Consider the following 23,768-nt stretch of genomic DNA (forward strand, 5'->3'; position numbering starts at 1 on the left):
TATGGTTACAAATACCGTTTTCAAGTTATGAGGGACGAAGATGAAAGTAACAATTTCTGATATTGCTAAAGCAGCCAATGTGGCTAAATCCACTGTATCTAAAGTACTAAATGATTCCCCAAAAATATCACAGGAAACGAAACAAAAGGTTCGAGAGATTATGAAGCAAATGAATTACACGCCAAGCAGTATCGCTACTGGGTTAGCTAGACAAAGCAGCTGCAATATTGGCTTACTGGTCGATATGTCTAAAGAAAGTGAGTTTCTGAACCAATTCTTTTACAACATTATTGGTGGAATCGAGAGCGTAATTGCACCTTTAAAATACGAGCTGACCATTTCCAATGTGCAACATAGCAGTCCAGAAGGCCATTTTCTAAATAGGCTTGTGTTTAGCAAACGTGTCGACGGTATTATTGCCAACAACTCCGTGCTGACTGAAGAACTTTCTGAAGAACTAAATCAACTGGAGTTTCCTTACATCTCCATTGGAGAGATTATGGCCCCCGGAAGTTGGGTTGATTTCGATAATGAAGCAGGCGGCAGCATGCTAACCGAGCATCTCATCGAACAAGGTTATTCAAAGATAGCCTTCATAGGCGGGCAGCAGCAGGAAAAAATTTATACACATCGCCTAAGTGGATACTTAAGCGCATTACAGCAGGCTGACCTTATCGTTCCTCAGCAATGGATCATTAACTGCAAGGCTGATGAACATGATAGCTATCATGCAGCACTTGAGCTTCTGCAGCGTGAAGAACGTCCAGACTCTGTAGTGTGTATGAACAGTTATGTAGCCTTTGGGGTACTTCAAGCCGCAAAAGCACTCGGAATTGATGTTCCATCAGAACTCGGCATCGCCGCTTTTGATGAATATCCGTTGTCTCGTTACACAACACCTCCTTTAACTTCGCTTAATATCGATACGTTCAAGCTGGGTGTATCTTCAGGGCAGCTACTGATGGAACGCATTCGTGGCAATGATGCGCCCCACAAACATTTGCTACTAGAGCCAGAACTAATTCCTCGTGAATCTACGATGAGAACTAAATTCTCTGGAGTAACTTCGTAATTGGACTACTCTGTATCTTCTGCAATGAAAATGCTTCATACTACTTACCAAGGAGCGGCCCCACACGGGGGCCGCTCCTTGTCATGTGAAAGGTATTATGATCCACTTGAGTAGCAACTCATAGATCTTTCCAACGCTGAACGGTCAGATTCACTGTTTGTGCGCCGCCTGCTGGTGTAAGCGTTCGATTGGAAATATCCGATCCGTTCGAGTTTACCTCCACATTAGTCCAAGCGCCCCGCGTAACTTTATATTGCACCGCTGTTCCTGCTGGTAAGCTCAGTGTGATGGAATATACCCCATCACTACCTTTAGTCAGTTGATAGACTGGATCCGCTGCATTCCAGCTGTTGAAGGTACCGGTGAGATACAGAGGTCCGCTCGCCGGAGTAGACGCTGGAACATTTACACGAAACGTCACACTGTCTGCTTGAGGTTCCCCTGCGCTAATACTTCCGTTCACCAGACTCCAGGTTCCAGCATCAAAATGGTAATTACTGCTGCCGTTGTTATCCCATGTACCACTGCCATTATTAAAGGCTGCGGTCAGTCCGGCAGCAGTGCCCAGCTGAATTGTAATCGACTTATATCCTGGGAAAGAAGAAGCTTGAAGCTGTTCACCAGGAGCCGTCGTCCAGACTGTCGCCCCATCCAGCTTGTAATGAATATAAGAGCTACTGTAAGCCGTATTCTTATAATAGATCGTTGCAGTGTTGCCAGTCGGTGTAGTCGTCGGTGTTACTGTTGGCGTTACTGTTGGTGTTACTGTTGGCGTTGGTGTCGGTGTTACTGTTGGTGTTGGTGTCGGTGTTACTGTTGGTGTTGGCGTTGGTGTCGGTGTCGGTGTTACTGTCGGTGTCGGTGTTACTGTTGGTGTTGGTGTCACTGGCCCACCCGATGTAATACTTCCTGTTGGCGTATAAGTCCAGGTTCCAGTACCGAATAGATAGTTGCTCCCCCCGTTACTGTCCCATGTGCCACTGCCGTTGTTAAAGCATGCTTCAAGCTGGCTGGCGGAGCCGATATTAATCGTTATTTTGTTGTATCCGGCTACATCAGATACAGGTATAGCCACACCCGGAGATGTCGTCCATGTACCTCCTACTGGGCGATAATGAATATAAGGCGAGGTATAACCTTGCTTATAGTAAATCGTGACACTGTTCCCTGCTGGTGTTGTAATAGACGCAATCGCACTAAGAAGAGATAGATTGCCTGCGGCATCAAATGCTTTTACCGTGTAGTTATAGGTAGTACTAGCGGATAAACCATTGTCCGTATAGGAAGTAGTCGCCGTTGTGCCTACCTTAACACCATTACGATAAACTTCATAACCAGTTACACCTACGTTGTCGGTAGATGCCGTCCAGCTGATCAAAGCGCTAGATGCATTCTGAACAGTTGCCGTTACATTGGTCGGAGTAGTTGGAGGAACTGTTTCTGAAGGTTGTTGTTGTTTTGCATAGATTTTGGCTGAATTTGCTCCTACAGTTACAGTAATTTGCTTTCCAGTTACTCCGCCTGATTGTACAGTCACTGTATCTGCAGTATTCAGCTGATTATATAAAACTGTCCCTGCGGTCAAACTACTCTCGGCGCGCAGCGGGATGGTTACCGTTTGCGAACCACTAGATTGATTACTAAATACAGAAATAGCTTCTTGACCTTGATTAGTTCCAGTGTCGATACGACGTGAGAAGGCATATAAGTTCTGCGCAGCCCACATTTCACGTTGAGTACCTGTACGTAGTGCTGGGTTATTTTTACGAATCTCATTAAGTTTGGCTACGTGCTTGTAGGTGCTGGCATTTTCATTAAAATAGTTCTCAATTACGTTTCCGCTTGCATCCCGTTTCACCATAGACCAACGGTTCCAAGTATCAGCAATACCGCCTGTCATGATCTGACTGTTGCCGTTGCCTTTGTTCTGCTCTGTTCCTTGGAAGACCACTGGTGTTCCACGAACTGTAAAAATAAAGGTTAAAGCATTCTGCAGCTTATCAACGCTTCCCCCGGCTTCCGTTAGAAAACGGTTGCGGTCATGATTGTCGATAAAGGTAACCATGTGATTGGCATTCCCATTGTAGTAGGAATCCTGTGCCAAGGTGCTTTTGATATTGGACTCAAAAGACTGCCCATAAGCAAAGCTGTTAAGTACGGAGAAGAACATTGGGAAATCGAGCATGCCCCATTCCTTGTTGTTTCCGACCCAACGTGAGACAAATTCAACATTTCCGTCGAAATTCTCGCCAAATGTATTAACGCCCAGATAATTTTGTAGTTCACCGATATCTGTTGGCTTCATCAGCTTGGCAGCATCCACACGCGCACCGTCAGCGCCTGTATAATCAAACCAGCCTTTGATGGAATCGAATATCGCCTGCTTAGCCGCAGGAACATCGAAATCAATGTCATCTAGCCCGCCCAAATCATGATTCTCTAAGTAATCCTGCGCCCACTGATCATATCTTCCATCCGCCAGAGACCAGTTAATATCTCCATTATGGTGGTACCATGCTGGATTATTGAACGGAGCCACTGGCTGCAATGATGGGATATCATAATAGGCTTGGGAACCTAGCATATAATCACCGACGTGGTTTGGCACAACGTCAATCACTACTTTGATGCCAAGTGCATGTGCGGAGTCCACAAGCTCCTTCAGCTTCTCCTTCGTTCCGAAGTATGGATTGGCAGCGTTAGGGTTCTTAACGTTGTATCCGTGATAGGCTGTATTTTTACCGGAACCGTTGTTTTCCCGGTTAGTCATTTGTGGCTCAGCCACTGGGGAAATCCAAATCGCGGTATAGCCCATATTTTTAATATATGATAGCTTATCGATAATCCCCTGCCAGTCTCCGCCTTTCATATAACGGAAATCTTCCTCAGAGTTTTCTCCATAGCGAATTGCCGCACCCGTAGCATTGTTGGAAGTATCTCCATCATTAAATCGGTCAACCATAATCTGATAAATAGTGTCGCTCTCATTAATCGTGCCGATGCTTGCCGCTTCAGCTTTTTGCGGTGTTAAGACAAACAAATTAATCACGGTAGAAAGAAGAATAGATGTAATTAGAACGGGTACATACCATAACCTACGTTTCATTGCGTGCATCTCCCTCTCTTATTAAAGCGTATTCAAAACATTCTAAAACCTACTTCCTTGATTAAAAACCAAGCCCGCCCAGTGATGTCTCTAATGTTTTTAATATCTTTAACACAAAAAACAAATAATTTTAGGGAAACCGGTTTCCCTACTAAAAATTACCATGATTATGAATACGTTGTCAAGCTATAAAAAATAAAATCCCCAAGAAAAAGAGCCTCCTTATTAGGGGCTCTTTGGAGTTCATTATTCACCTTATATGCTTAGCTTCCTACACTCTGAATAAAATGCAATACTTCATTCATTATCCGGTCCTTATCTTCACAATGACAAACCATATGACCACTGTTATCCACCATTATCACTTGTTTTTGGGCTGTAGGAATCGTATGTTGCAGGAAGTCAGCGCTTCGAGTCTTCACCAGATGATCTCGCTTCCCCTGCACGATCAAGGTTGGAGTCTCAATATGAGGATAGATTGAAAAACTCTCCCGGACCAATCGTTGAAACTCTCTCGTCGCCCTTGGGGGCGTTGAAGTGAATTTATTAATATACGTTTTTAGCATGGAAAAGCTCCCAAGAGTCTTAAGAATCTCCACAGGATTCAGCGGAAATACGGGAGTGGACAATAAAGTAAGGGATTTGATCCAGGGTTTATACCGTACAGAAAGATGTGAAGCAATAAGGGCACCGGTAGAAAAGCCAATCAGATGAACACCTTCATCCGTCTTTAACAGCTCTGTCAATTCATCTTCAGCACTCTGTTGCCAATCATGTCGATCCGAATGCAATAAATCATTCCTGCTCCCCCCATGCCCTTTCAGGGTAAACGTTCTGGAACGGTAATTATGCTGCTCCATAAACTGGGACAAGGGAGAGATCTCATGCTCACCTCCGGTAAAGCCATGAATAAATAAACAACTTTCCATAATTGTCCCTCTTTTCACATACCAATCTGATATACAACTTTATTGTATAATGCCAATCCCCTTTATTTTCTATACATTCCATCCTTTTATGTAAAACCTCAACCCAAGTGATGTTAAGGTTCAGCTCTGTGAATGGTTCGCAGCAAGAACGCTATTGCTCCCACCAAAGAAGACCCAACGCTGAGGTAATCGTTAAACCTACGGCGGAGCTGGATGAGGTTACGTTAGCACAAATAGCAGTCCCCGGCGGGACAATGATGCTGCCCGTAAAGTTCTGTGAGAATGCCCCCGGTGCCAATTGATAATTGAAAAGCGTCGTTCCCCCGCTAATGGCTGCTGTGGAAGACTGAACGGTCATCGCACTCGTCGCCGAGCTGCCCAAATTATTATTCGTTGGCGTTAATGTTGTAGGTGAAGTTACCGTCCCTCCTTTTACAATTGTAAAGCTACCCGACATTGCGGATAGTAGGGAAGAACCGCCAATACTGCCGCTTATACGTGAGATATACACAGTTTTTCCACTGCCTGAAGCATTACTAATCCGAATAGAAGCGATTGCGGAGATTAGACTAAGTACGACCAAACTAGACGCAGATGTGTTAGTTGAATATAAGACTGCAGCCTGCGAAGCGCTTATTTCAGGCGGTGCGCTAATATCTGGCGCTTGGAAGGTATTCACCATATCCACATAAAGAGGCTGATCGTTGTCATTAAATACAAATTGATTAGGCATATTTATCCCTCCTGCTTCTAATATTCCCACCAGCTGATAGACGTTGTTGCCGCCGAGGACCCCGATGCAATCGTAATGGAGGTAGTAATGGAATTTCCGGGGGGAACTACAATTTGCCCTGTAAAATCAACAATGATCGGACCGACCGCCAACAATAGAGATACTAGCGTGGCTGGACTTCCAGTAGGGGCTGCAGTTGAGGTTCTAGCCGTCATAACACTAGTTAACGCACTTCCAAAATTATAATTAATCGGTGTGACGGTAGTCCCGGCGACCGTAGCGTTCCGAAGTAATGATAAAGTAACAGCCGCCGTCGCTGAGCTGGCAGTCACACGGGATACATACAAGGTGCGTCCGCTTCCTGCCGGATTACTAATCTGAATTACTAAGGGGGCAGTCGTCGTTACCGTAGAAGTAAAGGCGAATCCAAACAATAGCCCCGCCTTGGCTGCTCCCCCCTCAGGAGCTGAATCTATACCAGGTGCAACATACGTGTTAACTTGCTCTGTAAAAAGTGGCTGGCTGCTCTGATTGAATACTGAGTCGTTAGGCATGAGATATCCTCCCCGTACTTATGCTTCTTCTCATTTTATGCCGATCTCAGTAACAGGTTGTGGGAATGTGCGTAATTTTGCTTTTCCTGCCCAGTCACCCCCTTTTTCCCACCATATATTAATATCACACCATTCGAATGGCTAAGGATTGTCCCTATCGGTTTGCGGCTTATTGGACTGCGGTTTATTTAGGCACAGGGCTCAAACGACGGTTTGGGCCTTTTCATGGATTGAGCACCAGAAATTCCGTAGGAAGTGAATGAAATCCGTATTGGCCTGGAGCTTAAAAAGCGCAGCAAGAGAAAACATAAAAAAGCGGAACTAAAACGATTCTCTCTTATTCAGTTAAGAATGAGGGAGCTCACTCTGTTAGTCTCCGCTTGAAGATCAGCCAGAATCGATTTGATTGTTTTATAGATTCAGAAGAGATTGTTGCTTTAAAAGAAATGAGAATGCTAGTGGACTCGAACCACCGCCTCCACGCTACATTCAACGGGTGTAGGCAAGATTGTGTATACGTCCAAGCCCAGTATTTAAGTATCACTTGATCATTTTATAAGGAAGGGACGAGGAACTTTGCCTAACTATAGCTCTTTTCAAGCGAATCCTGATAATCTACGAACACTTATATTTGGCCGGGATGCTACCCTGGTTGATCATCCGCTCACTACAGATCCCAGCGGAAATCTAACGACGATTATCCTAGATGGTACGATTTCCAGCGTGCTTGGCGCTACGATCACTGCGGGTACTTTGTCCTCAGCAGGTACAGTCACCAACATTCTTAACGGCACTATTACCAGCGTGCTTGGCGCTACGATCACTGCGGGTACTTTGTCCTCAGCAGGTACAGTCACCAACATTCTTAACGGCACCATTACTAGCGTGCTTGGCGCTACAATCACTGCGGGTACTCTCTCTTCCGCAGGTACCATTACCAACATTCTTAACGGCACCATTACTAGCGTGCTTGGCGCTACAATCACTGCGGGTACTCTCTCTTCCGCAGGTACCATTACCAACATTCTTGAGGGTACCATCACCAGCGTGCTCGGCGCTACAATCACTGCGGGTACTTTGTCCTCAGCAGGTACAGTCACCAACATTCTTAACGGCACCATCACCAGCGTGCTTGGCGCTACGATCACTGCGGGTACTTTGTCCTCAGCAGGTACAGTCACCAACATTCTTAACGGCACCATTACTAGCGTGCTTGGCGCTACAATCACTGCGGGTACTTTGTCCTCAGCAGGTACAGTCACCAACATTCTTAACGGCACTATTACCAGCGTGCTTGGCGCTACGATCACTGCGGGCACTCTCTCTTCCGCAGGTACCATTACCAACATTCTTGAGGGTACCATCACCAGCGTGCTTGGCGCTACAATCACAGCCGGTACAATCACTAGTGTGCTTGGGGCAACCATAACAGCAGGTACATTATCATCCGCAGGAACAGTTACAAACATCTTAAACGGCACCATTACTAGCGTGCTTGGCGCTACAATCACAGCGGGTACTCTCTCTTCCGCAGGTACCATTACTAACATCCTTGAGGGCACCATTACCAGCGTGCTCGGCGCTACGATCACCGCAGGTACATTATCATCCGCCGGTACAGTTACAAACATCTTAAACGGCACCATTACCAGCGTACTCGGTGCTACAATTACTGCCGGTACTCTCTCTTCCGCAGGTACGGTCACCAACATCTTAAACGGCACCATTACCAGCGTACTTGGCGCTACGATCACCGCAGGTACATTATCATCCGCCGGTACAGTTACAAACATCTTAAACGGCACTATCACCAGCGTACTCGGCGCTACAATTACTGCCGGTACTCTCTCTTCCGCAGGTACGGTCACCAACATCCTTAACGGAACTATCACCAGCGTACTCGGCGCTACAATTACTGCCGGTACTCTCTCTTCCGCAGGTACGGTCACCAACATCCTTAACGGGACTATCACCAGCGTACTCGGCGCTACAATTACTGCCGGTACTCTCTCTTCCGCAGGTACGGTCACCAACATCCTTAACGGAACTATCACCAGCGTACTCGGCGCTACAATTACTGCCGGTACACTAAGTAGTGTGACTTCTATATCCCAACGCAGCTTTATTGAACAGACGACTACAGGCATTGCGACCGCTAATACCTATACCCCTCTACCGGCCGTTACTACGAGCGTGCTGGGAACGTATTCCTTCTTCATTAACAATACTGGGGCAAATCCAGTCAACACACGTGTGGAAATCAGTGCTGATGGAGCGAACTATTTTGTCGATACCACGGGGGATAATCCTTTAGCAGCAGGTTCTATCGATGTCATAGTGCCAGCCAGATTCCTGAAATATACCCGCCTATCCTACCAATCAGCCAATTCAGGCTCTGCATCCACGATCAATGTAAGTTTCAATGCTCAGGGCACGTAATCCAGATGACCATCATATGTTGTAACAAGAAAGAGTACATGGATATCCATGTGCTTTTTCTTTAACTATAAGGACACCGAAGGCGTTTATGCTTGTGTCAGCAGCTATACATATGAGCATCAACCACATAATGCCTTCCAAGGAGGAACAACCGTGAATAATATTACGCTTGGCGTCCACCTCATCGTAAAAGATGAAGCTGATCTCCTGCCTCACTGTCTCGCAAGCGTAGCTGGTGCTGATGAAATTGTGATGATCGATACGGGTTCTACTGACGAATCCATAGCTATTGCCGAAGCACACGGGGCTAGAGTCTTCCAACGGGAATGGACAGACGATTTCGCAGCTGCTCGTAATGAAGGGCTCGTTCATGCCTCAACGAATTGGATTCTTATCCTCGATGCCGATGAGTGCTTACTAACCCCACTTACAGAACTCCGCAGCCTTCTACAGAATACACAAGCTCAGGCTTTTACAGTAAACATTGATAATTGGGTAGGTGTACGACCTGAAGATAAGGTAAAACACAGTGCAGTTCGCTTATTCCGAAATGGACAGGGTTATCAATATAGCGGAAGAATTCATGAGGGAATTGACACTTCAATCCTTAGCAAACATAACCTCTCGGCAATTGAGCACAGTCCACTTGAGATTATACACTTTGGATATTTACCTGAAATCATGACACAAAAAGATAAAATCAATCGAAATAGGCACCTGCTGCTCCTCGCTTTAACCGAATATCCGGACGATCCTTTCCACTCCTATAATTTGGCAGTAAACTGCTGTCAGGAAGGTCGTCTTCAGGAAGCTGAGACGTTGCTTCGCCAAGGCCTTCACCATGTAGCACTTGAAGCCTCCTATCGTCCTACGATGATTAGGGATCTTTGCAAAATCTATCATGCGCAAGGAAAAATGAATGCGATTGACCCCTTGCTGATGATTGAACTGGAGCGTTATGGTGACTACCCTGATCTACATTTTTTATTAGGCCAATCTTTAGAGAGCCAAGGACTTTGGGAACGAGCGCTATTAGCTTATCAACATGCAGAGTCCATTCCTGCACATGAGATACTTAGCGGAAAATATGTCTGTGAGCAAGGAATGAGCACCTTTCGCCCCCTATACCGGATGGGTTTAATCTCACAGCGGCTTGGTCTTCTTGAGGATGCTGCAAGATTTTTTCATCGTGCACTTCAACACCATTCTTTATATACGCCCGCCTTGCAGGGAATTGCTGCTGCTTTTCAACGTCTAGCTGTACCCGATGAGGAAATCGCCACTTTACTGATCCAACTTGTTCCCCCAACTACTTCAGTCCGTAGATCCGCGATCATTGACAGTTTATATGAGATAAATGCTTATGAAACCATAACCACCTTATCCCGAGATATTTTTCCATTGGAATTGGATACTGCATATGCAATCATCTCTTCACTCATCATCACCGGCAAATTAGAAGACGCGAGTACAGCTATTGGGCAGATGACCTCACTAGTTTCCCAAGATCACCTTGGTTTAGAGCATCAAAAGCAGTGGTATACCCTCTATGCCATTTGCCAATGGGAGTTATACGGGGAATTCAAGAACGACCTGCTCACGTTTACATCCAACGAACTTCGTTCTGGTCTGGAATACATCGAGCGATGCCAACGACAACAAGAGGAGTCATGTCCATCAGAAATAGAAGCAGATCACTTATATGCACCATTCCTTTCAGACCTCATTGGGTTATCCGTAAAGCTACATCAGCTCACACTTAGTCATACTTTAGTAGACCTGTTCCCTGCTTATCGATCTGAATTTGCCACAGCATTATATAAAGAAGGAGATTGGCAGGCCGCAGGAGAGGAATTTATTGTACTTGTTCGTGATAAGATCGCCGATGCAAACGTGCTTTTTTATATTGGTGAGATGATCTTTGACAAAGGGCATTATTCCGAGGCCAGTGAATGGTTTCAGCAAGCGCTGGAACAAGAGCCTGAGCATGAATCCGCAAGGATCGGCTTATCCCTCTGTTATCTTCAGCAAGCGAAGCTGAGTATGGAAGATGCTCTACAAAATTTAAATGATGCCCATGCTCATGGCCCATTGCAAGAGGATATCGGAGCTATCCGTAAATCCATTACCTTGCTGAATCGTACATCTTGGCACACTCAGTGGAGCTTACGTCAGAGCGAAGGGAGATCTTCCCTATGAACCATTCAAGAAGAAAGCCGCTAATTTCCTTATGCATGATCGTTAAGAACGAAGGAGATAGCTTGAGCCAATGTTTAAAAAGCGTACGGGGAGTCGTCGATGAGATCATTGTAGTCGATACTGGATCCACCGACGCTTCGGTTCAAATTGCCCTAAACTTCGGGGCTAAAATCATACAGCACCCTTGGAGCGGCGACTTTGCTGCTGCCCGCAACGCAGGTCTCCAGCAGGCCCATGGACAATGGATTCTCGTTCTAGATGGAGATGAGGAATTAAGTGAGGAGAGCAAGGGAGAATTACTGCTATGTGCTGAGCATATGGAGTACGAGGCATTTTTCCTACGCATTCATAATCATAAAGGGCTAACCCCCACTTCACAAACGATCACCGTCAATCCGATTATTCGGATGTTTCGTAATCGTCCTAAGTACCGGTTTAGCGGTATCATCCACGAACAGATTGCTGAGGCTATCATAACAGCTACACCCCAGGCACCGATGCATCTGACCACTGTTGTCATCCATCATTATGGTTACGCAGAAGGGGTAGTGATCAAGAAAGATAAAATCAAACGAAATGTCGAGCTGCTGAAAGAACAGCTAAGGTTAAATCCTAAAGATCCTTTTCACCATTTTAATATGGCTGTTGAGTATATGCGTCTTGGGGAGTATCACCCTGCTCTAAATCATATCCAACAATCACTAGAAGAGGCACCGCCTGATACAAGTTACATCCACCTGCTGCACAAATATGAAATTCGCTCGCTTGCAGAATTAAAAGATTACCCTGGGGCGCTTGCAGCTTGTGACCGCGGGATTAGCTCACATCCGGATTACCCAGACTTAGCTCATATCAAAGGAGCCCTACTCTTACAGTTAGGTATATTTGCAGAAGCCAAAGTAGCATTGCTGCAAGCGCTGGTCATCGGAGCTGCTCCTCCCGGCTACCATACTGAGGCTGGATTTGGTTCATATTTAACCTATTATATGCTGGGTCAATTATGTGAAGAGATAGGTGATGAGACCGAAGCTATTGCTTGTTACACCAAAACCGCACAGCTTCATCCCGAACCGACTCCCGTCATTACCCGGCTACTACGAGCCCTGAAATGTGCAGGCCGCGAGAGTGAAATTTACGGTTGGTTCCTCGCTCATCTGCCAGACTACACAGTGACTAAGAACAGGATTCTCCTAGAATTATTACAGAGTGAGGGATGTAATGAAGCAGCTGCACAGCTGATAAATGCCACAGAGCAGCCCATTTCTATAGAAGCGGCATTTAATCAAGCATCTGAGCAGGGGCGTTCACAGATTTTGTTAGCGGATCGTCTGCTTGCTTCCTTGTCCTCTTCTGCTACCTATTCTCCAGCAGTCAAAAGAGCACGCCTATCGCTTCCGCTACACAAAGTTTCAGAATAGGAGGGACGTTTCCTATGACTATACCCGAGATCACACTTTGTATGATCGTTAAGAATGAGGCGAACCACTTGGAGAAATGCCTGTCCTCTGTGCAAGGAATCGTATCAGAAATCATCATTGTAGATACCGGGTCTGAGGATAATAGCAGAGACATAGCACTTAAGTTCGGTGCAAAGATCATCGATATGACTTGGGAGAATGATTTCTCGAAAGCACGAAACCTAAGTCTGAAGCATGCAACTTCCCCTTGGATTCTGGTACTTGATGCCGATGAGGCTGTAGATCATTGGAGGAAGGAGCAGCTCCAGCACCTGCTGGACGCAGCGCATATCCATGGATATTGGCTACCCATTATCCACTATACCGGTGACGCCCCTGAAGCGGATTTTGTTACCGATCATGTCTGCCGCCTGTTCAGAAACGATAGAAGAATCATCTTTCGTGGAATCATTCATGAGGAGACGGCCAGCAGCATTTGGGAGCTTCCTGCAGGGGAGATTGCTTACGCTGAATTGCGTATTTATCACTATGGTTATTTAGAAGATGAACTGCAGCGCAAAAATAAATATCAGCGCAATTTAGCTCTCATCAATAGTGGTCTGCAGCTTCAACCGAACCATCTAATTCTTCGTTATGCGCTAGGGGTAGAGCATTATCAACAGGAACAATATCATACAGCTGCAGATGTACTTCTTCCATTACTCGCTGATGTTTCAACCCAATCCGGGTATGCCTCCGATATTTATCTAAAGACTGCCTATGCTTTACAACGATGTAACAGGCAGCAGGAATCTGCGGAAGTCTTTCATGCGGGGAGCTTATTGTTTCCCGATTTCACTGATTTATTAGAGGGCTATGCTGCTTTATTACTCGAACAAGGACAGCTAAGCCAAGCTAGACACTTCTTGCAGCAAGCACTGAAGAGTGGGGATACAGCACTTTCATATCCATCTTCTTCGGGAAGTGGAACGTATCGAACAGAACTACTAGCGGGCAGAGTATGCGAGAAGTTATTTCTATATCCAAATGCGCGGAAACACTACGAGGCTGCTATACAGTTTAAACCAGATTATACGGATGCGTGGAAACAGCTTGTCCCACTAAGCCTGCTATCTGGAGAGAGGTTAAGTATGATCGCATTGACCCGCTATCATATCCACACTCTCTCACCAATTACTTTAGGCTATCTCGTGCCCGCGGCGCTCAATGCTCGTGATTTTGAATGGCTGACCACTCTCTCTTTTGCTTCGCAGCTACCGCTAACCGTTCAAACCATTGTGCAGGCTTTCTTTGCTTGTACTCAGCAGCAAGAGGAGGAACACACCCTCGCCCCCCTTGAGCAGCTCCTTCATAATCCATCTCTTCTTTCCGAACATTCATCAATACTCGGTTATCTCTGGGCTTTGTCTTGCCGTGCTGGAGATAATGAATCAGCCAAGAAGTGGGTTGTCTCCATATCACCATACAGACCAGGGATCCTAACGATTCATCATATTTTAACAAGTCGTTCTGACATTAAGCCTTCTCTTCCTGATCTGAGCTATGCTATACAATTGCTGCTTCAGGTCGGTGCTTGGGACAGTGTATTAACGCTCTATCGTCATTCAGAGGGATCTTCCTTCCAATGGTGCAAACTGCCGCAGCCCTTATTCTATGGATTGCTTGAGGCTCCTATCCCCGTAAAGGAACAGTGGTGTTCCATCTATCTCAGTCAACCCCCTCATTATAATGCTTCGACGGACTGCGCCGAATGGCTATTATATGTGGCAATGGCTTGCTCCTGTGGGGAAACTCCAAAGATCGCTTTATCAGATGAAATGGCTGTGCGCAGAAATGGGGGAACTACCGCTGCAGTGGGACTCTCATACTATAAGCTTATGCTCGCTGCAAAAGCTTCCCCCCATGGAATACCCTCAGGTCATATCCCATGGGGGTTGCTCGTCAGATCTGCCAGTCAGATCTAACCGACTGGCAGATTCGGATTTCAGAGCTATACTTTCCATTCAATCAAATGGGGCTGCTCATCTAGAATGGACTGGTACTGCTCCAGACTCCCCCAGCGCCCCTCTGGATCAAGCTCCATATAACGCGAATATTTAAGTCGAAGCTCTTCCGGGGAAACTGCCCATCCATAATGCTTCACTCGCAGTTCGGCAAGAAAACCCGGCAATACCGAGTAAGAAAGCGGCAGCCTAGGAACATGATGATCCATTTTCGGGAAGAAATAATGAAAATTCGGCAAGTATCGGACAAGTGTACGAGTATGCTTCGTATGGATATTCCAATGTTCATCTTCACGATAATGGGTGGTGCCACCCCAAAAATCAAATAGCCGGAAGGATACCCAGTCATACACATCCTGATCAATCAGCCGTCTCATCTCCCGTTTAGCTGCCTCTTCATAGAACTCATCAGCGTCTATAGACAGGAGCCAATCCGGATTCGTAGACACCGCTAAATCCCATAACAGCTGCCTTAACTCCCACTCACGATTAAACAAGGAGGTCTCCAGTGTCACAAGCTTCGTAACCTTGGCAAAAGAACGACATAACTGTGCCGTATGATCTGTACTTCCATCATCAACAACTACAATATCATCCACAAACTCACTCAGTTCTTCAAGTACCTGCTCCAGATACCTTCCAGCTTCGTTACGAACCTGCATCATAGCGGTCAAGCGGTTACCTGCTGTTTTGCGGAGAGGCCATTTATGACTACTCATCCCTCCACTCTCCTTTTCAATCGTTTTACAGCCTCTTCTAGATCTGCCATCTCTGATAAAAGCGGCCACGCCTGATTGTCTTGCCCTGCCGCATTCAAGAAGCTGCGCATAGCCTCATGTCGTCTGCCATGTAGCAAGTGTATTGTGCCTTCTATAATCCCATCAACATTCCCCTCCAAATCTTGCTGAAGCTCTAGCGCTTTCTCCCATTGGAAGGTCCGAATATAATTCTGAATCAATAACCTCTTCGCCTCTGAGGTGGTAAGCGAACTCAGAATCCGTATTGCCTCAGCTTCATCCTCATTTAAGCGAAACAGCTCTGCCCGGACAAGTTCGTACTGCCCGGAGTGAAGCCAGCCCTGCAGCCTTTCCGCATCCTGCTTCTCCTCAGCTGTAACTGCCGTAATCGTATATTGTTGAACAGCTGTTTCCAAATCCCCAGTCTTACCCTCTATAGCCGAAAAAAAGCGAAAATGTGAATGAAGGCAATCTAAATATTCATACAGCACCATGAGCTCAAAGGATTGCGCCAGATAGCGGTTTGCTACGGAATCCCCCAACAAGTACAGATAGGAAGCTGCCAAGTAATGCACAACAGGTTGACTGGGCAGCTTAGCACACATGGAAATGTAATAGTCCGCCCGCAACTCAAGCTGTATAGTAACCCAATCGGCAGGTGATCTCGCTGAATCCTGACGCAAGTTCGCAATTGCCTTTCTCCACAGCACCTCATAATCCGTAAGAAAATACAGCCGATCTCCCTGAAAGGTAACTCCATAGGATTCTTGCTGATCCCCGGCGAGATAGAGCACATCTTCCCTGCGCAAGCTCTGCTCTAGATATATCCGTTCAGATCGGGTGGCTACAAGGTCAGCCTTTGCGCCAAGCAAACTGCTGTATTTATCCCATAACCACTTCTTTTCTTCTTCCGGACAGCGTTCTAGCAGAGCCACTACATAAGCTGCCTGCAAAGAGAGAACCTCTGAGAGCCAATAAGGAGAAGAGACAAGAATCGTGTATTGCTTCATGTTCAAAGAATAAATATCTGCAGCCGCAACTGCCCTAATCTGATTGTTAGTCTGCTGCTCTCTAGTCATTCGTCCAGCAAAGCAGACCCCTTCCCTATCGGGAAGAAGCTCTAGCAATCTTTTATATTCGTAGTCCTCCCAAGAACCTCCGCTTAGAATTAAATATTTCATGGGTGTGCCTCCTTGGAATCGGACAAATCCCCAATATAGCCTATTACCAGAGAGGCATTAGGGTGCAGCAGCAATTGACGGGAAGTAAACTTCCCATTGCTAATCATCCCAGGTAGGATCCCTCCTTTGTAAGCAACACGTTCAAGAGGTAGAGCGAGCGCTGAATCTCCCCCTGCAAGCAAATGAACCCCAGCTTCTTCCATTTCAGCCGATAAACTTACGATCAGATCTGCGGATCCTTGAGTTATGGCCTTCACTACCCGCTCAACATAACGTTTCTCATATTGGATAGAAGTGGACAAATACAGAATGATCTCGCTCTCATATAATGCAGATGCGTTCTTTAACGCCCGTTGCCATACATCCTCACCATGAACTGTTATCATTACATCATGTTCGCTAACCGGTAACTCAAGCGTAGCGTCCACCAAAGTATCTCTAATCCAAATCCAGCGAATATACTTGTAGCTCTGCTGCTCCCGTACAGCTACCCATCGCTCCTTCAGCTCATCACAATCCCAAGCTTCATCACAATAAACTATGGCCGTTACCAACGGAGATGCTAAGGGAATCCTGCCCAATGGTATAACCGGCTGTGGAATTTTTAAGGACTCAGTATAGGGTACTAAAAGTCCTTCGTTCTCTATCCCGCTTTCAAGTGCCCATTTCTTGTAGTAAGTCTGCCAGCCGTCCGTTTGTTTGGATTCGTCCTTCGTTCTAAGGTATTTATCCAGTGACTGAATAGCATGAACATACACAGCTTCACTCAGTGCCAGTTTCACTCCAACCTGACGCGCCCTAAGACACCAGTCAGCTATCATGAGATGCCGTGCTTGAAGCGAAGTGTCAAAGCCGCCAATTCGCTGAACCAATTCCTTAGAGAATAAAAGACAAGATCCGGTTAGCACTTCCACCTCATGCCATTCGCCTTGATACCGCCCAAGGCTGTAGCTTACATGCTCCGTTAATTCATGATGAGTACCAAAGTGAAGCCGTTTCTTCCCTTCACCCTTTTCGGTAGAAGAACGCGGAGCAATGACTCTTACGGATGCATCATCAACGGATGCCCACATTAACTCGCTTACCCAGCCAGGCGATACCATAATCGAATCTTCAAGCAGAACAGCAAAGGTGGTCTCGATATGGGCCAGAGCTAGGTTGGGCATATACTCCTCCTTCTCATAAGGTAGGAAGAGCACTGGTTCCTCCGGCGAGAACTGTCCTGCTAATACCTCCATGGGGAAGTCGGGAGACATTGAAACAGCAATAATGCGCACAGCCACTCCCGAGTGAAGCAGCAGCAGGGGTAAACAGACCGTAGCACATTCCATACGGCTAAGCTCAACTACAATAGAAATCCCATCTTCACTAGGCAAGGGTAGAAGTCCGGCACGTTCAAGGAAACCGTATCTCCCTGCCAAGCGTTCCATATTCATCGATTCATGTGACATTAGGACTCACGCTCCATTTATTTAAAGCAATTCTACCTATAGTCTATGAGCGGTTAAGCATGATATCCCTTAATTTCCTCCATTTACGCCTTTGCCGCCTTCTTCTGTATGAGCTGCGCCTGTATTTGAAGAATTGGGTGCAGCTGGCGATGAATTGCTATCCTCTTTGCTATTCCCAGTAGTATCCTTGCTCTGATCTGATACTCCATTTTTATCTCCACTTACAGACGGTGCAGGAATAGCAATTCCTGGAGCACTGCTGCCATTAGCACCGACAGGCTGACCCTGATTATCGTAGTAATACATTGGCACGTCTCCGACGACCATCAGATATGACACTGGAATTTCCGTATCCACTACCTGGGGTTCCATGTCAAAAGGAATAACCACCGCTACCTCCGTAACAATATGGATATAGACCTCAACTAAAATCATATTGATTCCGGCATTTTGCTGGCGAGTGCTGAGTTCAACCTTAACAGCACCTTGCGGTTCAATCTTGATCGGAATATCAGGCCCATAAGAGGCGATGAGAGGACTACCTAGTGCCTGACCGAGCGGAATATATTCTGTCTGATTATGCAAATCCTGCAACGTGGTCTGGATTACCTCTGCCGCTTGTGAAGTAATACGCATATGCTCCGCATAGTTCAACATAAAGCCTGATATTTTCCCGTTCTTATCGGTCTTCCAATCAATCAGTTCCTCTGCATTTCCTCCGTTCGCAACTTGTGAAGTAATCGCTTTATTTATCGACTCAGTTGCGATTTGCTTCACACGAATTTGCGCTAAATGCAAAATAGGTGGCTTCATGTGCAGCTCCACGTATCGCAGTGCCTGTAGCACAAGCACAATCAATACTAAGGATGCAATCAGCCAAAATTTACGCCGGCTTCTTGGCTTACGCGTGTTTCCACCGGTAACGTTCATCTTTCTTTCTGCCCTACTCGATGAGCTCATATGACTTCTACTTCGCTTAGCTTCAAAGCGTGCACTCTGTGGTCTAGCCGCTGCCCTACTAGGTTTTGACTTAAACGCGGAGCTTCTTCCAGAGAACCTCGGCGTCCCGCCCCCATTTATTTTTGGCAGCCGAAACTGACCTAGATCAGGTAATCTTAGCCCTCGGTTCCCCCATTTTCTTAATCTCCCCATTGCGATAGTCCCTCCCGCCTTACGTAGAGGTCAAGCCACCTCCACTTAGTTTAAGGTATTCGCAAAGAAGACAAAAAAGAAGAACGTTCCCTCCGGCAGATAATGCCAAAGAAACGTTCTTCATTCATTTGATGATCAATTAGTATTAGTGCATTCTACTCCGTTTATCTTCCTGCAAATGGTCCCAGTGCCGCCGTATAAAGATCCCGATTAGAATAGCGATAAATACGGCATACCAAGTAATATATCCATTCCATTCTTCCCTAGGGACGATTAAGCTTGAGCCGATCGTACCAAATAGCCAAATGTAAGACAGATTCCCAAGCACGGTCCCCCAAACAAAGGATGAGGCTTTTATCGGTGAAACAGCGGACATAAAGTTGATTACATTGTTCGGAATAATAGGAATCGTACGTAGAAGTACCAACGTCCAGATTCCATATCGATCCAAGTAACGCTGCCATTTGTCATACCTTTTCAGCTTGGACCTCCATTTTCGATCAAACCAATTGTAAAGGTAACGTCGAATGAGGAAGTACATCAGTATTCCACCCAGATTACAAGCGAGCCAACTGATTATCATACCTCCAATAACGTTAAATACAGACACATGGAGTACAATCAAAATTACGAACGGAAAAAATCCTAATATACTCTGCAATAGCGCCAATGGAATCGTCACAAATAAAATAGAGGGTCCACTAAGGCCAAGCGTTTGCAGCAGCCAATCTATCCAGGTATTTATGGTCTCTGTCATGAAGCAGTCTCCTCTCTTGACTCCTTGCAGCAGCTGCCTCCTGATTTACTTCGCTAAAGCATAAGTGTGAGCATTAAAATATAAGCAAAGTATAGATATCCCTTTTATTACTTTGCTTATATTCTCAAGAAAAACACCCCTTCCGGGGTGTTTTATTGAATGAGTTTGCTTATGAAGTGCATTTGTAAAGAACAGTGGTTAGCGTACAAGTTACACTTTTGTAATCCATTGATTCTTCACATCATACCACAGAATTCTATCTACTTACAATTCTACACCTTGAATCCACGCATTCACTTTATCGGGGTTGTTTTCTACCCAAGTTTTAGCAGCTTCTTCTGGTGATTTCCCACCTTGAACCTCAACCATTACTTTCGCCATATCTTCTGCTGTCCACTCAAATTGATCCAAGAACTTATAGACATTCGGCATGTCTTCTTTCAGACCTTGACGAACCATCGTATGGATTTGCTCATCCGCACCATATACACCTTTTGGATCTTCCAGATATTTCAGGTCCATATTGGCGAACATCCAGTGTGGTGTCCAACCCGTAACAACGATAGGCTCGTTGTTGTCATAGGCTTTTTGCAGCTCTTGAGCCATCGCTGCTGATGAACTTTCAAGAAGGGTATAATCAGTAAGGCCATATTCAGCTATAGCCTTTTCTGTTGTTGTCATAATACCAGCACCCGGCTCAATCCCGATAATTCGATTGTTCAATTTACCAGCTAGGTCACTGTTTTTCAAATCTTCAATAGAATTAATATCCATGTACGCAGGAACCGCTAAACCAACCTTGGTTCCGTTCAGATTTGGACCCAAATCTTCCATTTTCGCACCATACTTTTCTAAATAAGCAGCATGCGTGCTTGGCAGCCAGGCTGCAACCATTCCATCTGCACTACCGTCAGCAACTCCTGCCCACATTGGACCTGCATCTACCTGCAGCATTTCAACAGTAGCTCCAAGCTTAGTTTCAAGTACTTCCTTTACTACATAAGTACTCGCAATTTCCGAATCCCATGCTACATAAGCCAGTTTTACTTTCTCGTTGCTTGAGGATGAACATCCAGCAATCACAGTAATCATCATAATCACTAACAGGAATAACCCTATATTTTTTTTCTTCATTCTATTTTAAACCCCTATCTCTGTTTTGGTTTTAGTGCGTTCTGCGTTAAACGGTCGAGTAGAATAGCTATAATAACAATAGCGATCCCCGCCTCGAACCCATCTCCTGTCTTAGCCTGCGATACCGCACGGTATACATAGGCTCCTACACCTTGCGCACCAATCATAGATGAGATGACAACCATCGAGAGTGATAACATAATCGTCTGATTGACGCCTGCCATAATCGTTGGCAGTGCGATCGGCAGCTGCAATTTAACCAGCTTCTGAGTTGGTGTTGAACCAAAAGCATCGGCTGCTTCCACTAACTCCTCTGAAACTTGACGAATACCGAGATTGGTCAAACGAATTGTCGGTGGAATCGCAAAGATGATCGATGCAATTACACCTGGAACTACACCAAGTGAGAAAAAAGATACCGCTGGCAATAAATACACAAATGCCGGCATCGTCTGCATAAAATCCAAAATAGGCGTAACTGTATTTCTAACCGCATTTCTCTGCGCACACAAAATGCCAATCGGTACGCCGATTACCACAGCCAGTATCGAGGCAGTTAGAACAAGGGCTAAAGATTGCATCGAAGGTCCCCATAATCCGAGATTATCGATTAAGAGCAGTCCGATTACCGCAAATAAAGCCATGCGCCATTTCCCAATCCAATAAGATAAAGCTGCAATTAGTACGATAAGCACTAATGCAGGCAGGAAGGTCAGCGCACCTTCAATTGCAGAAACCATCCCACCGATTATCGTAGCGATAAAGTCAAACAAGGGGCCACAATACGTAGTTAGCCAGTTTTCCAACCACTCGAGGGCCTTTCCTAAAGGCAGTTTTGGAATGTCCATTAAGATCCTTCTCCTTCCGGTACCGCGTTACCCGCGAGTGCGGAAAGAACGGCTCCCTTAATCACAATACCCTTTAATTTATCCGCTTCATCTACGACGGCTACAGGCAAATGTGTCTCAGATATTAGTTCAAAGAAATCATTGAGCAGCGTTTCTGGATATACACGAGGGATCTCCCGCCGTGTAACCTCTAGGATGGATTTATTATCCTTTAGTGCCTGTGCTGCGTCCTCAGCTGTAATAACACCCAAGAGCTTGTTTTCTTTGTCTACCACATACAGGCTGAATATACCGCTGTCGCGCATCAGTTGAAGTGCTACACGTGGTCCGCGCTCAGGTCTAACCGTTTCCGGTTGCCGCATCACATGAGCTGCAGTTAGCACCTTGGACAAGTCCACATCCTCCACGAACCGCTCTACATATTTATTGGCAGGTTGAATGAGAATCTCCTCCGGTGTACCAATCTGCACGATAACACCGTCTTTCATCAGTGCAATCCGATCACCAATCCGCAGGGCTTCGTCTAGATCATGAGTGATGAACACAATCGTCTTCTTCACTCTGGACTGCAATTCCAGCAGCTCCTGCTGCATGTCTTTACGGATCAGCGGATCCAGTGCACTAAAGGCTTCGTCCATGAGCAGGATATCAGGGTCATTAGCAAGTCCTCTTGCTAATCCTACACGCTGCTGCATCCCTCCGCTGAGTTGATCCGGTCGATGATTCTCCCAGCCCTTTAAACCAACGAGATGCAATGCTTCCATGGCCCGTTCAGTTCTCTTCTTTTTATCTACGCCCTGAACCTCAAGTCCGTATTCCGCATTCTCCAATACCGTCCGGTGTGGAAACAATGCGAACTTCTGGAACACCATGCCGATGTTCTTGCGCCGAAATTGCCGAAGCTCCTCCGGATTCATTTTAACGACGTCTTTTCCTTTAAAAAGGACTTGTCCCCCTGTAGGCTCAATCAAACGGTTCAACAAACGAACCAACGTTGACTTACCGCTGCCGGACAATCCCATAATGACGAATATTTCTCCTTCTTCAATGCTGAATTCGGCTTTGTTGACTCCGACCGTCAACTTTAATTCCTGAGCGATCTTTTCCTTCGACCACCCTTGCTCTAATAATGGAATCGCCTTTCCCGCATCATGACCGAATACTTTGGTTAGCTTTTTCACCTCTATAATAGCCATGCCGTCCTCCTTCTCCCGAAAATATATCCGGGTTTAGTTCACTTATAGTAGTGTACCGGACTATTGAAAATTCATGCAAACACCATATACGGATAAAATTTAGTGTACAGTTTTAACTTTACGTACTTTATGTATAGAATACTCTGTTTTACACCAAATTCCTTTCTTCATGATTTCTTTACTTATGGAGGGGGATTTGATTACAATACATTGTATAAGGTTGCAGCAGTCTATCGACCTATTCCTCAGGAGGGACATCATGAACGATTTAGAAGGGTTAACACCCGAACAAATAGAGAAGATTAGTAAGGCCCGTGAACGCGTGATAGACTCTATCGGTAAAAATATGGATCTATACGGCATCACTTTATCCATTGGGCATTTATACGGTTATATGTATTTCAATCAAGGTCCAGTGACATTGGACGAACTTAGCAAAACAATGGGAATGAGCAAAACGTCCATGAGTACGGGAGTCCGTACCCTCCTAGATCTGAAAATGATCGATAAAGTTTGGGGGAGAGGGACTCGCAAAGACCTGTTCACCACTGTACCTGACTGGCATCAGAACTTCAGTGATTACTTCTCTATTAAATGGAGAAAAGCCGTCGAAGGAAATATGATTTCACTAGCGAAATCACTTGCAGAAATTAACGATATGAAAAAAGAGTATAGTGACGATAGTAAACTTATGCAGCTCTTAAATACAGATGAAGAGAAGATTACCGAATCCATTAATTACTACCGCTGGTTGCTAAAATTAATAGAATCTTTTGAGAATGGTAAGATCTTCGAATTTATCCCTAAAGAAGAATCTTAATTCCACGCCAAAAAAAAAACGGCAGTGCTCCTGTAAAAA

18 protein-coding genes are annotated in these 23,768 nt (G+C 45.6%); 6 read left to right on the top strand and 12 right to left on the bottom strand.

All coding sequences use genetic code 11. The annotated features are described in order from the left end of the window. The first annotated feature begins 40 nt into the window (after positions 1 to 40). Entirely contained in the window at positions 41 to 1,072 is a 1,032-nt protein-coding gene (locus tag ACN6KS_RS25655; protein ID WP_094878967.1) for a LacI family DNA-binding transcriptional regulator, read from the top strand. Between the two features lie 118 nt (positions 1,073 to 1,190). Here ACN6KS_RS25655 and ACN6KS_RS25660 read toward each other — a convergent pair whose 3' ends face one another. The 4 genes from ACN6KS_RS25660 to ACN6KS_RS25675 all read right to left on the bottom strand — a co-directional run bounded on the left by ACN6KS_RS25660 (position 1,191) and on the right by ACN6KS_RS25675 (position 6,394). Further along, on the bottom strand, positions 1,191 to 4,178 hold the full coding sequence (locus ACN6KS_RS25660; protein ID WP_440960767.1) for a carbohydrate binding domain-containing protein: 2,988 nt from the start codon (positions 4,176 to 4,178) through the stop codon (positions 1,191 to 1,193). A gap of 263 nt (positions 4,179 to 4,441) precedes the next feature. Further along, entirely contained in the window at positions 4,442 to 5,107 is a 666-nt protein-coding gene (locus tag ACN6KS_RS25665) for an alpha/beta hydrolase (protein ID WP_042191649.1), read from the bottom strand. Between the two features lie 151 nt (positions 5,108 to 5,258). Further along, the gene (locus ACN6KS_RS25670; RefSeq protein WP_094874793.1) at positions 5,259 to 5,840 is read right to left on the bottom strand and encodes a hypothetical protein; all 582 of its coding nucleotides are present in this window, start codon (positions 5,838 to 5,840) and stop codon (positions 5,259 to 5,261) included. A gap of 17 nt (positions 5,841 to 5,857) precedes the next feature. Continuing rightward, the gene (locus ACN6KS_RS25675; RefSeq protein WP_440960768.1) at positions 5,858 to 6,394 is read right to left on the bottom strand and encodes a hypothetical protein; all 537 of its coding nucleotides are present in this window, start codon (positions 6,392 to 6,394) and stop codon (positions 5,858 to 5,860) included. Between the two features lie 576 nt (positions 6,395 to 6,970). On the opposite strand from ACN6KS_RS25675, the gene ACN6KS_RS25680 reads away from it, so the two are divergent. The 4 genes from ACN6KS_RS25680 to ACN6KS_RS25695 all read left to right on the top strand — a co-directional run bounded on the left by ACN6KS_RS25680 (position 6,971) and on the right by ACN6KS_RS25695 (position 14,414). Beyond that, a complete protein-coding gene (locus ACN6KS_RS25680) occupies positions 6,971 to 8,833 on the top strand; it encodes a beta strand repeat-containing protein (protein WP_440960769.1) in 1,863 nt (620 codons plus the stop codon). 153 nt (positions 8,834 to 8,986) lie between these two features. After that, positions 8,987 to 11,032 (top strand): glycosyltransferase, encoded by a 2,046-nt coding sequence (locus ACN6KS_RS25685; protein WP_440960770.1) that lies wholly within the window; start codon positions 8,987 to 8,989, stop codon positions 11,030 to 11,032. After that, the gene (locus tag ACN6KS_RS25690; RefSeq protein WP_341135697.1) at positions 11,029 to 12,450 is read left to right on the top strand and encodes a tetratricopeptide repeat-containing glycosyltransferase family 2 protein; all 1,422 of its coding nucleotides are present in this window, start codon (positions 11,029 to 11,031) and stop codon (positions 12,448 to 12,450) included. The genes ACN6KS_RS25685 and ACN6KS_RS25690 overlap by 4 nt, the downstream gene beginning before the upstream one ends. Before the next feature lie 14 nt (positions 12,451 to 12,464). Beyond that, positions 12,465 to 14,414: a glycosyltransferase gene (locus ACN6KS_RS25695; protein WP_440960771.1), complete on the top strand. Its 1,950-nt coding sequence runs from the start codon at positions 12,465 to 12,467 to the stop codon at positions 14,412 to 14,414. Positions 14,415 to 14,440: 26 nt separating this feature from the next. Here the strand turns inward: ACN6KS_RS25695 and ACN6KS_RS25700 are convergent, their stop codons facing one another. From ACN6KS_RS25700 to ACN6KS_RS25735, 8 genes are all read right to left on the bottom strand, one after another. Beyond that, entirely contained in the window at positions 14,441 to 15,172 is a 732-nt protein-coding gene (locus ACN6KS_RS25700) for a glycosyltransferase (protein WP_094873928.1), read from the bottom strand. Then, on the bottom strand, positions 15,169 to 16,371 hold the full coding sequence (locus ACN6KS_RS25705; RefSeq protein WP_094873930.1) for a hypothetical protein: 1,203 nt from the start codon (positions 16,369 to 16,371) through the stop codon (positions 15,169 to 15,171). Before ACN6KS_RS25705 ends, ACN6KS_RS25700 begins: the two co-directional genes overlap by 4 nt. After that, positions 16,368 to 17,822, bottom strand: a complete 1,455-nt coding sequence (locus ACN6KS_RS25710; protein ID WP_440960772.1) for a hypothetical protein — start codon at positions 17,820 to 17,822, stop codon at positions 16,368 to 16,370. The genes ACN6KS_RS25705 and ACN6KS_RS25710 overlap by 4 nt, the downstream gene beginning before the upstream one ends. A 69-nt stretch (positions 17,823 to 17,891) precedes the next feature. Continuing rightward, the gene (gene yunB, locus ACN6KS_RS25715; RefSeq protein WP_373455851.1) at positions 17,892 to 18,974 is read right to left on the bottom strand and encodes a sporulation protein YunB; all 1,083 of its coding nucleotides are present in this window, start codon (positions 18,972 to 18,974) and stop codon (positions 17,892 to 17,894) included. 145 nt (positions 18,975 to 19,119) lie between these two features. After that, entirely contained in the window at positions 19,120 to 19,731 is a 612-nt protein-coding gene (locus ACN6KS_RS25720) for a TVP38/TMEM64 family protein (protein WP_094873936.1), read from the bottom strand. 264 nt (positions 19,732 to 19,995) lie between these two features. Then, the gene (locus ACN6KS_RS25725; RefSeq protein ID WP_094873938.1) at positions 19,996 to 20,865 is read right to left on the bottom strand and encodes a glycine betaine ABC transporter substrate-binding protein; all 870 of its coding nucleotides are present in this window, start codon (positions 20,863 to 20,865) and stop codon (positions 19,996 to 19,998) included. 14 nt (positions 20,866 to 20,879) lie between these two features. After that, positions 20,880 to 21,713 carry an ABC transporter permease gene (locus ACN6KS_RS25730; protein ID WP_042191673.1) on the bottom strand — a complete coding sequence of 278 codons (834 nt, stop codon included), beginning with the start codon at positions 21,711 to 21,713 and terminating at the stop codon, positions 20,880 to 20,882. After that, entirely contained in the window at positions 21,713 to 22,909 is a 1,197-nt protein-coding gene (locus ACN6KS_RS25735) for a quaternary amine ABC transporter ATP-binding protein (RefSeq protein ID WP_042191675.1), read from the bottom strand. The genes ACN6KS_RS25730 and ACN6KS_RS25735 overlap by 1 nt, the downstream gene beginning before the upstream one ends. Positions 22,910 to 23,168: 259 nt before the next feature. Between ACN6KS_RS25735 and ACN6KS_RS25740 the strand changes: the two genes are divergently transcribed. Further along, positions 23,169 to 23,729 carry a GbsR/MarR family transcriptional regulator gene (locus tag ACN6KS_RS25740; protein ID WP_042191677.1) on the top strand — a complete coding sequence of 187 codons (561 nt, stop codon included), beginning with the start codon at positions 23,169 to 23,171 and terminating at the stop codon, positions 23,727 to 23,729. Positions 23,730 to 23,768: the final 39 nt, after the last annotated feature.

The sequence above is a fragment of the Paenibacillus nitricinens genome, assembly GCF_052056485.1.
Lineage (GTDB): Bacteria > Bacillota > Bacilli > Paenibacillales > Paenibacillaceae > Paenibacillus_AQ > Paenibacillus_AQ nitricinens.

Excerpts from the sequence above, each read along its gene's own strand:
- ACN6KS_RS25720 (WP_094873936.1), bottom strand. The coding sequence starts at position 19,731 with ATGACAGAGACCATAAATACCTGGATAGATTGGCTGCTGCAAACGCTT.
- yunB (WP_373455851.1), bottom strand. The coding sequence starts at position 18,974 with ATGGGGAGATTAAGAAAATGGGGGAACCGAGGGCTAAGATTACCTGAT.
- ACN6KS_RS25660 (WP_440960767.1), bottom strand. The coding sequence starts at position 4,178 with ATGAAACGTAGGTTATGGTATGTACCCGTTCTAATTACATCTATTCTT.
- ACN6KS_RS25675 (WP_440960768.1), bottom strand. The coding sequence starts at position 6,394 with ATGCCTAACGACTCAGTATTCAATCAGAGCAGCCAGCCACTTTTTACA.
- ACN6KS_RS25695 (WP_440960771.1), top strand. The coding sequence starts at position 12,465 with ATGACTATACCCGAGATCACACTTTGTATGATCGTTAAGAATGAGGCG.
- ACN6KS_RS25725 (WP_094873938.1), bottom strand. The coding sequence starts at position 20,865 with ATGAAGAAAAAAAATATAGGGTTATTCCTGTTAGTGATTATGATGATT.
- ACN6KS_RS25665 (WP_042191649.1), bottom strand. The coding sequence starts at position 5,107 with ATGGAAAGTTGTTTATTTATTCATGGCTTTACCGGAGGTGAGCATGAG.
- ACN6KS_RS25740 (WP_042191677.1), top strand. The coding sequence starts at position 23,169 with ATGAACGATTTAGAAGGGTTAACACCCGAACAAATAGAGAAGATTAGT.
- ACN6KS_RS25700 (WP_094873928.1), bottom strand. The coding sequence starts at position 15,172 with ATGAGTAGTCATAAATGGCCTCTCCGCAAAACAGCAGGTAACCGCTTG.
- ACN6KS_RS25710 (WP_440960772.1), bottom strand. The coding sequence starts at position 17,822 with ATGTCACATGAATCGATGAATATGGAACGCTTGGCAGGGAGATACGGT.
- ACN6KS_RS25705 (WP_094873930.1), bottom strand. The coding sequence starts at position 16,371 with ATGAAATATTTAATTCTAAGCGGAGGTTCTTGGGAGGACTACGAATAT.
- ACN6KS_RS25655 (WP_094878967.1), top strand. The coding sequence starts at position 41 with ATGAAAGTAACAATTTCTGATATTGCTAAAGCAGCCAATGTGGCTAAA.
- ACN6KS_RS25730 (WP_042191673.1), bottom strand. The coding sequence starts at position 21,713 with ATGGACATTCCAAAACTGCCTTTAGGAAAGGCCCTCGAGTGGTTGGAA.
- ACN6KS_RS25735 (WP_042191675.1), bottom strand. The coding sequence starts at position 22,909 with ATGGCTATTATAGAGGTGAAAAAGCTAACCAAAGTATTCGGTCATGAT.
- ACN6KS_RS25690 (WP_341135697.1), top strand. The coding sequence starts at position 11,029 with ATGAACCATTCAAGAAGAAAGCCGCTAATTTCCTTATGCATGATCGTT.
- ACN6KS_RS25670 (WP_094874793.1), bottom strand. The coding sequence starts at position 5,840 with ATGCCTAATCAATTTGTATTTAATGACAACGATCAGCCTCTTTATGTG.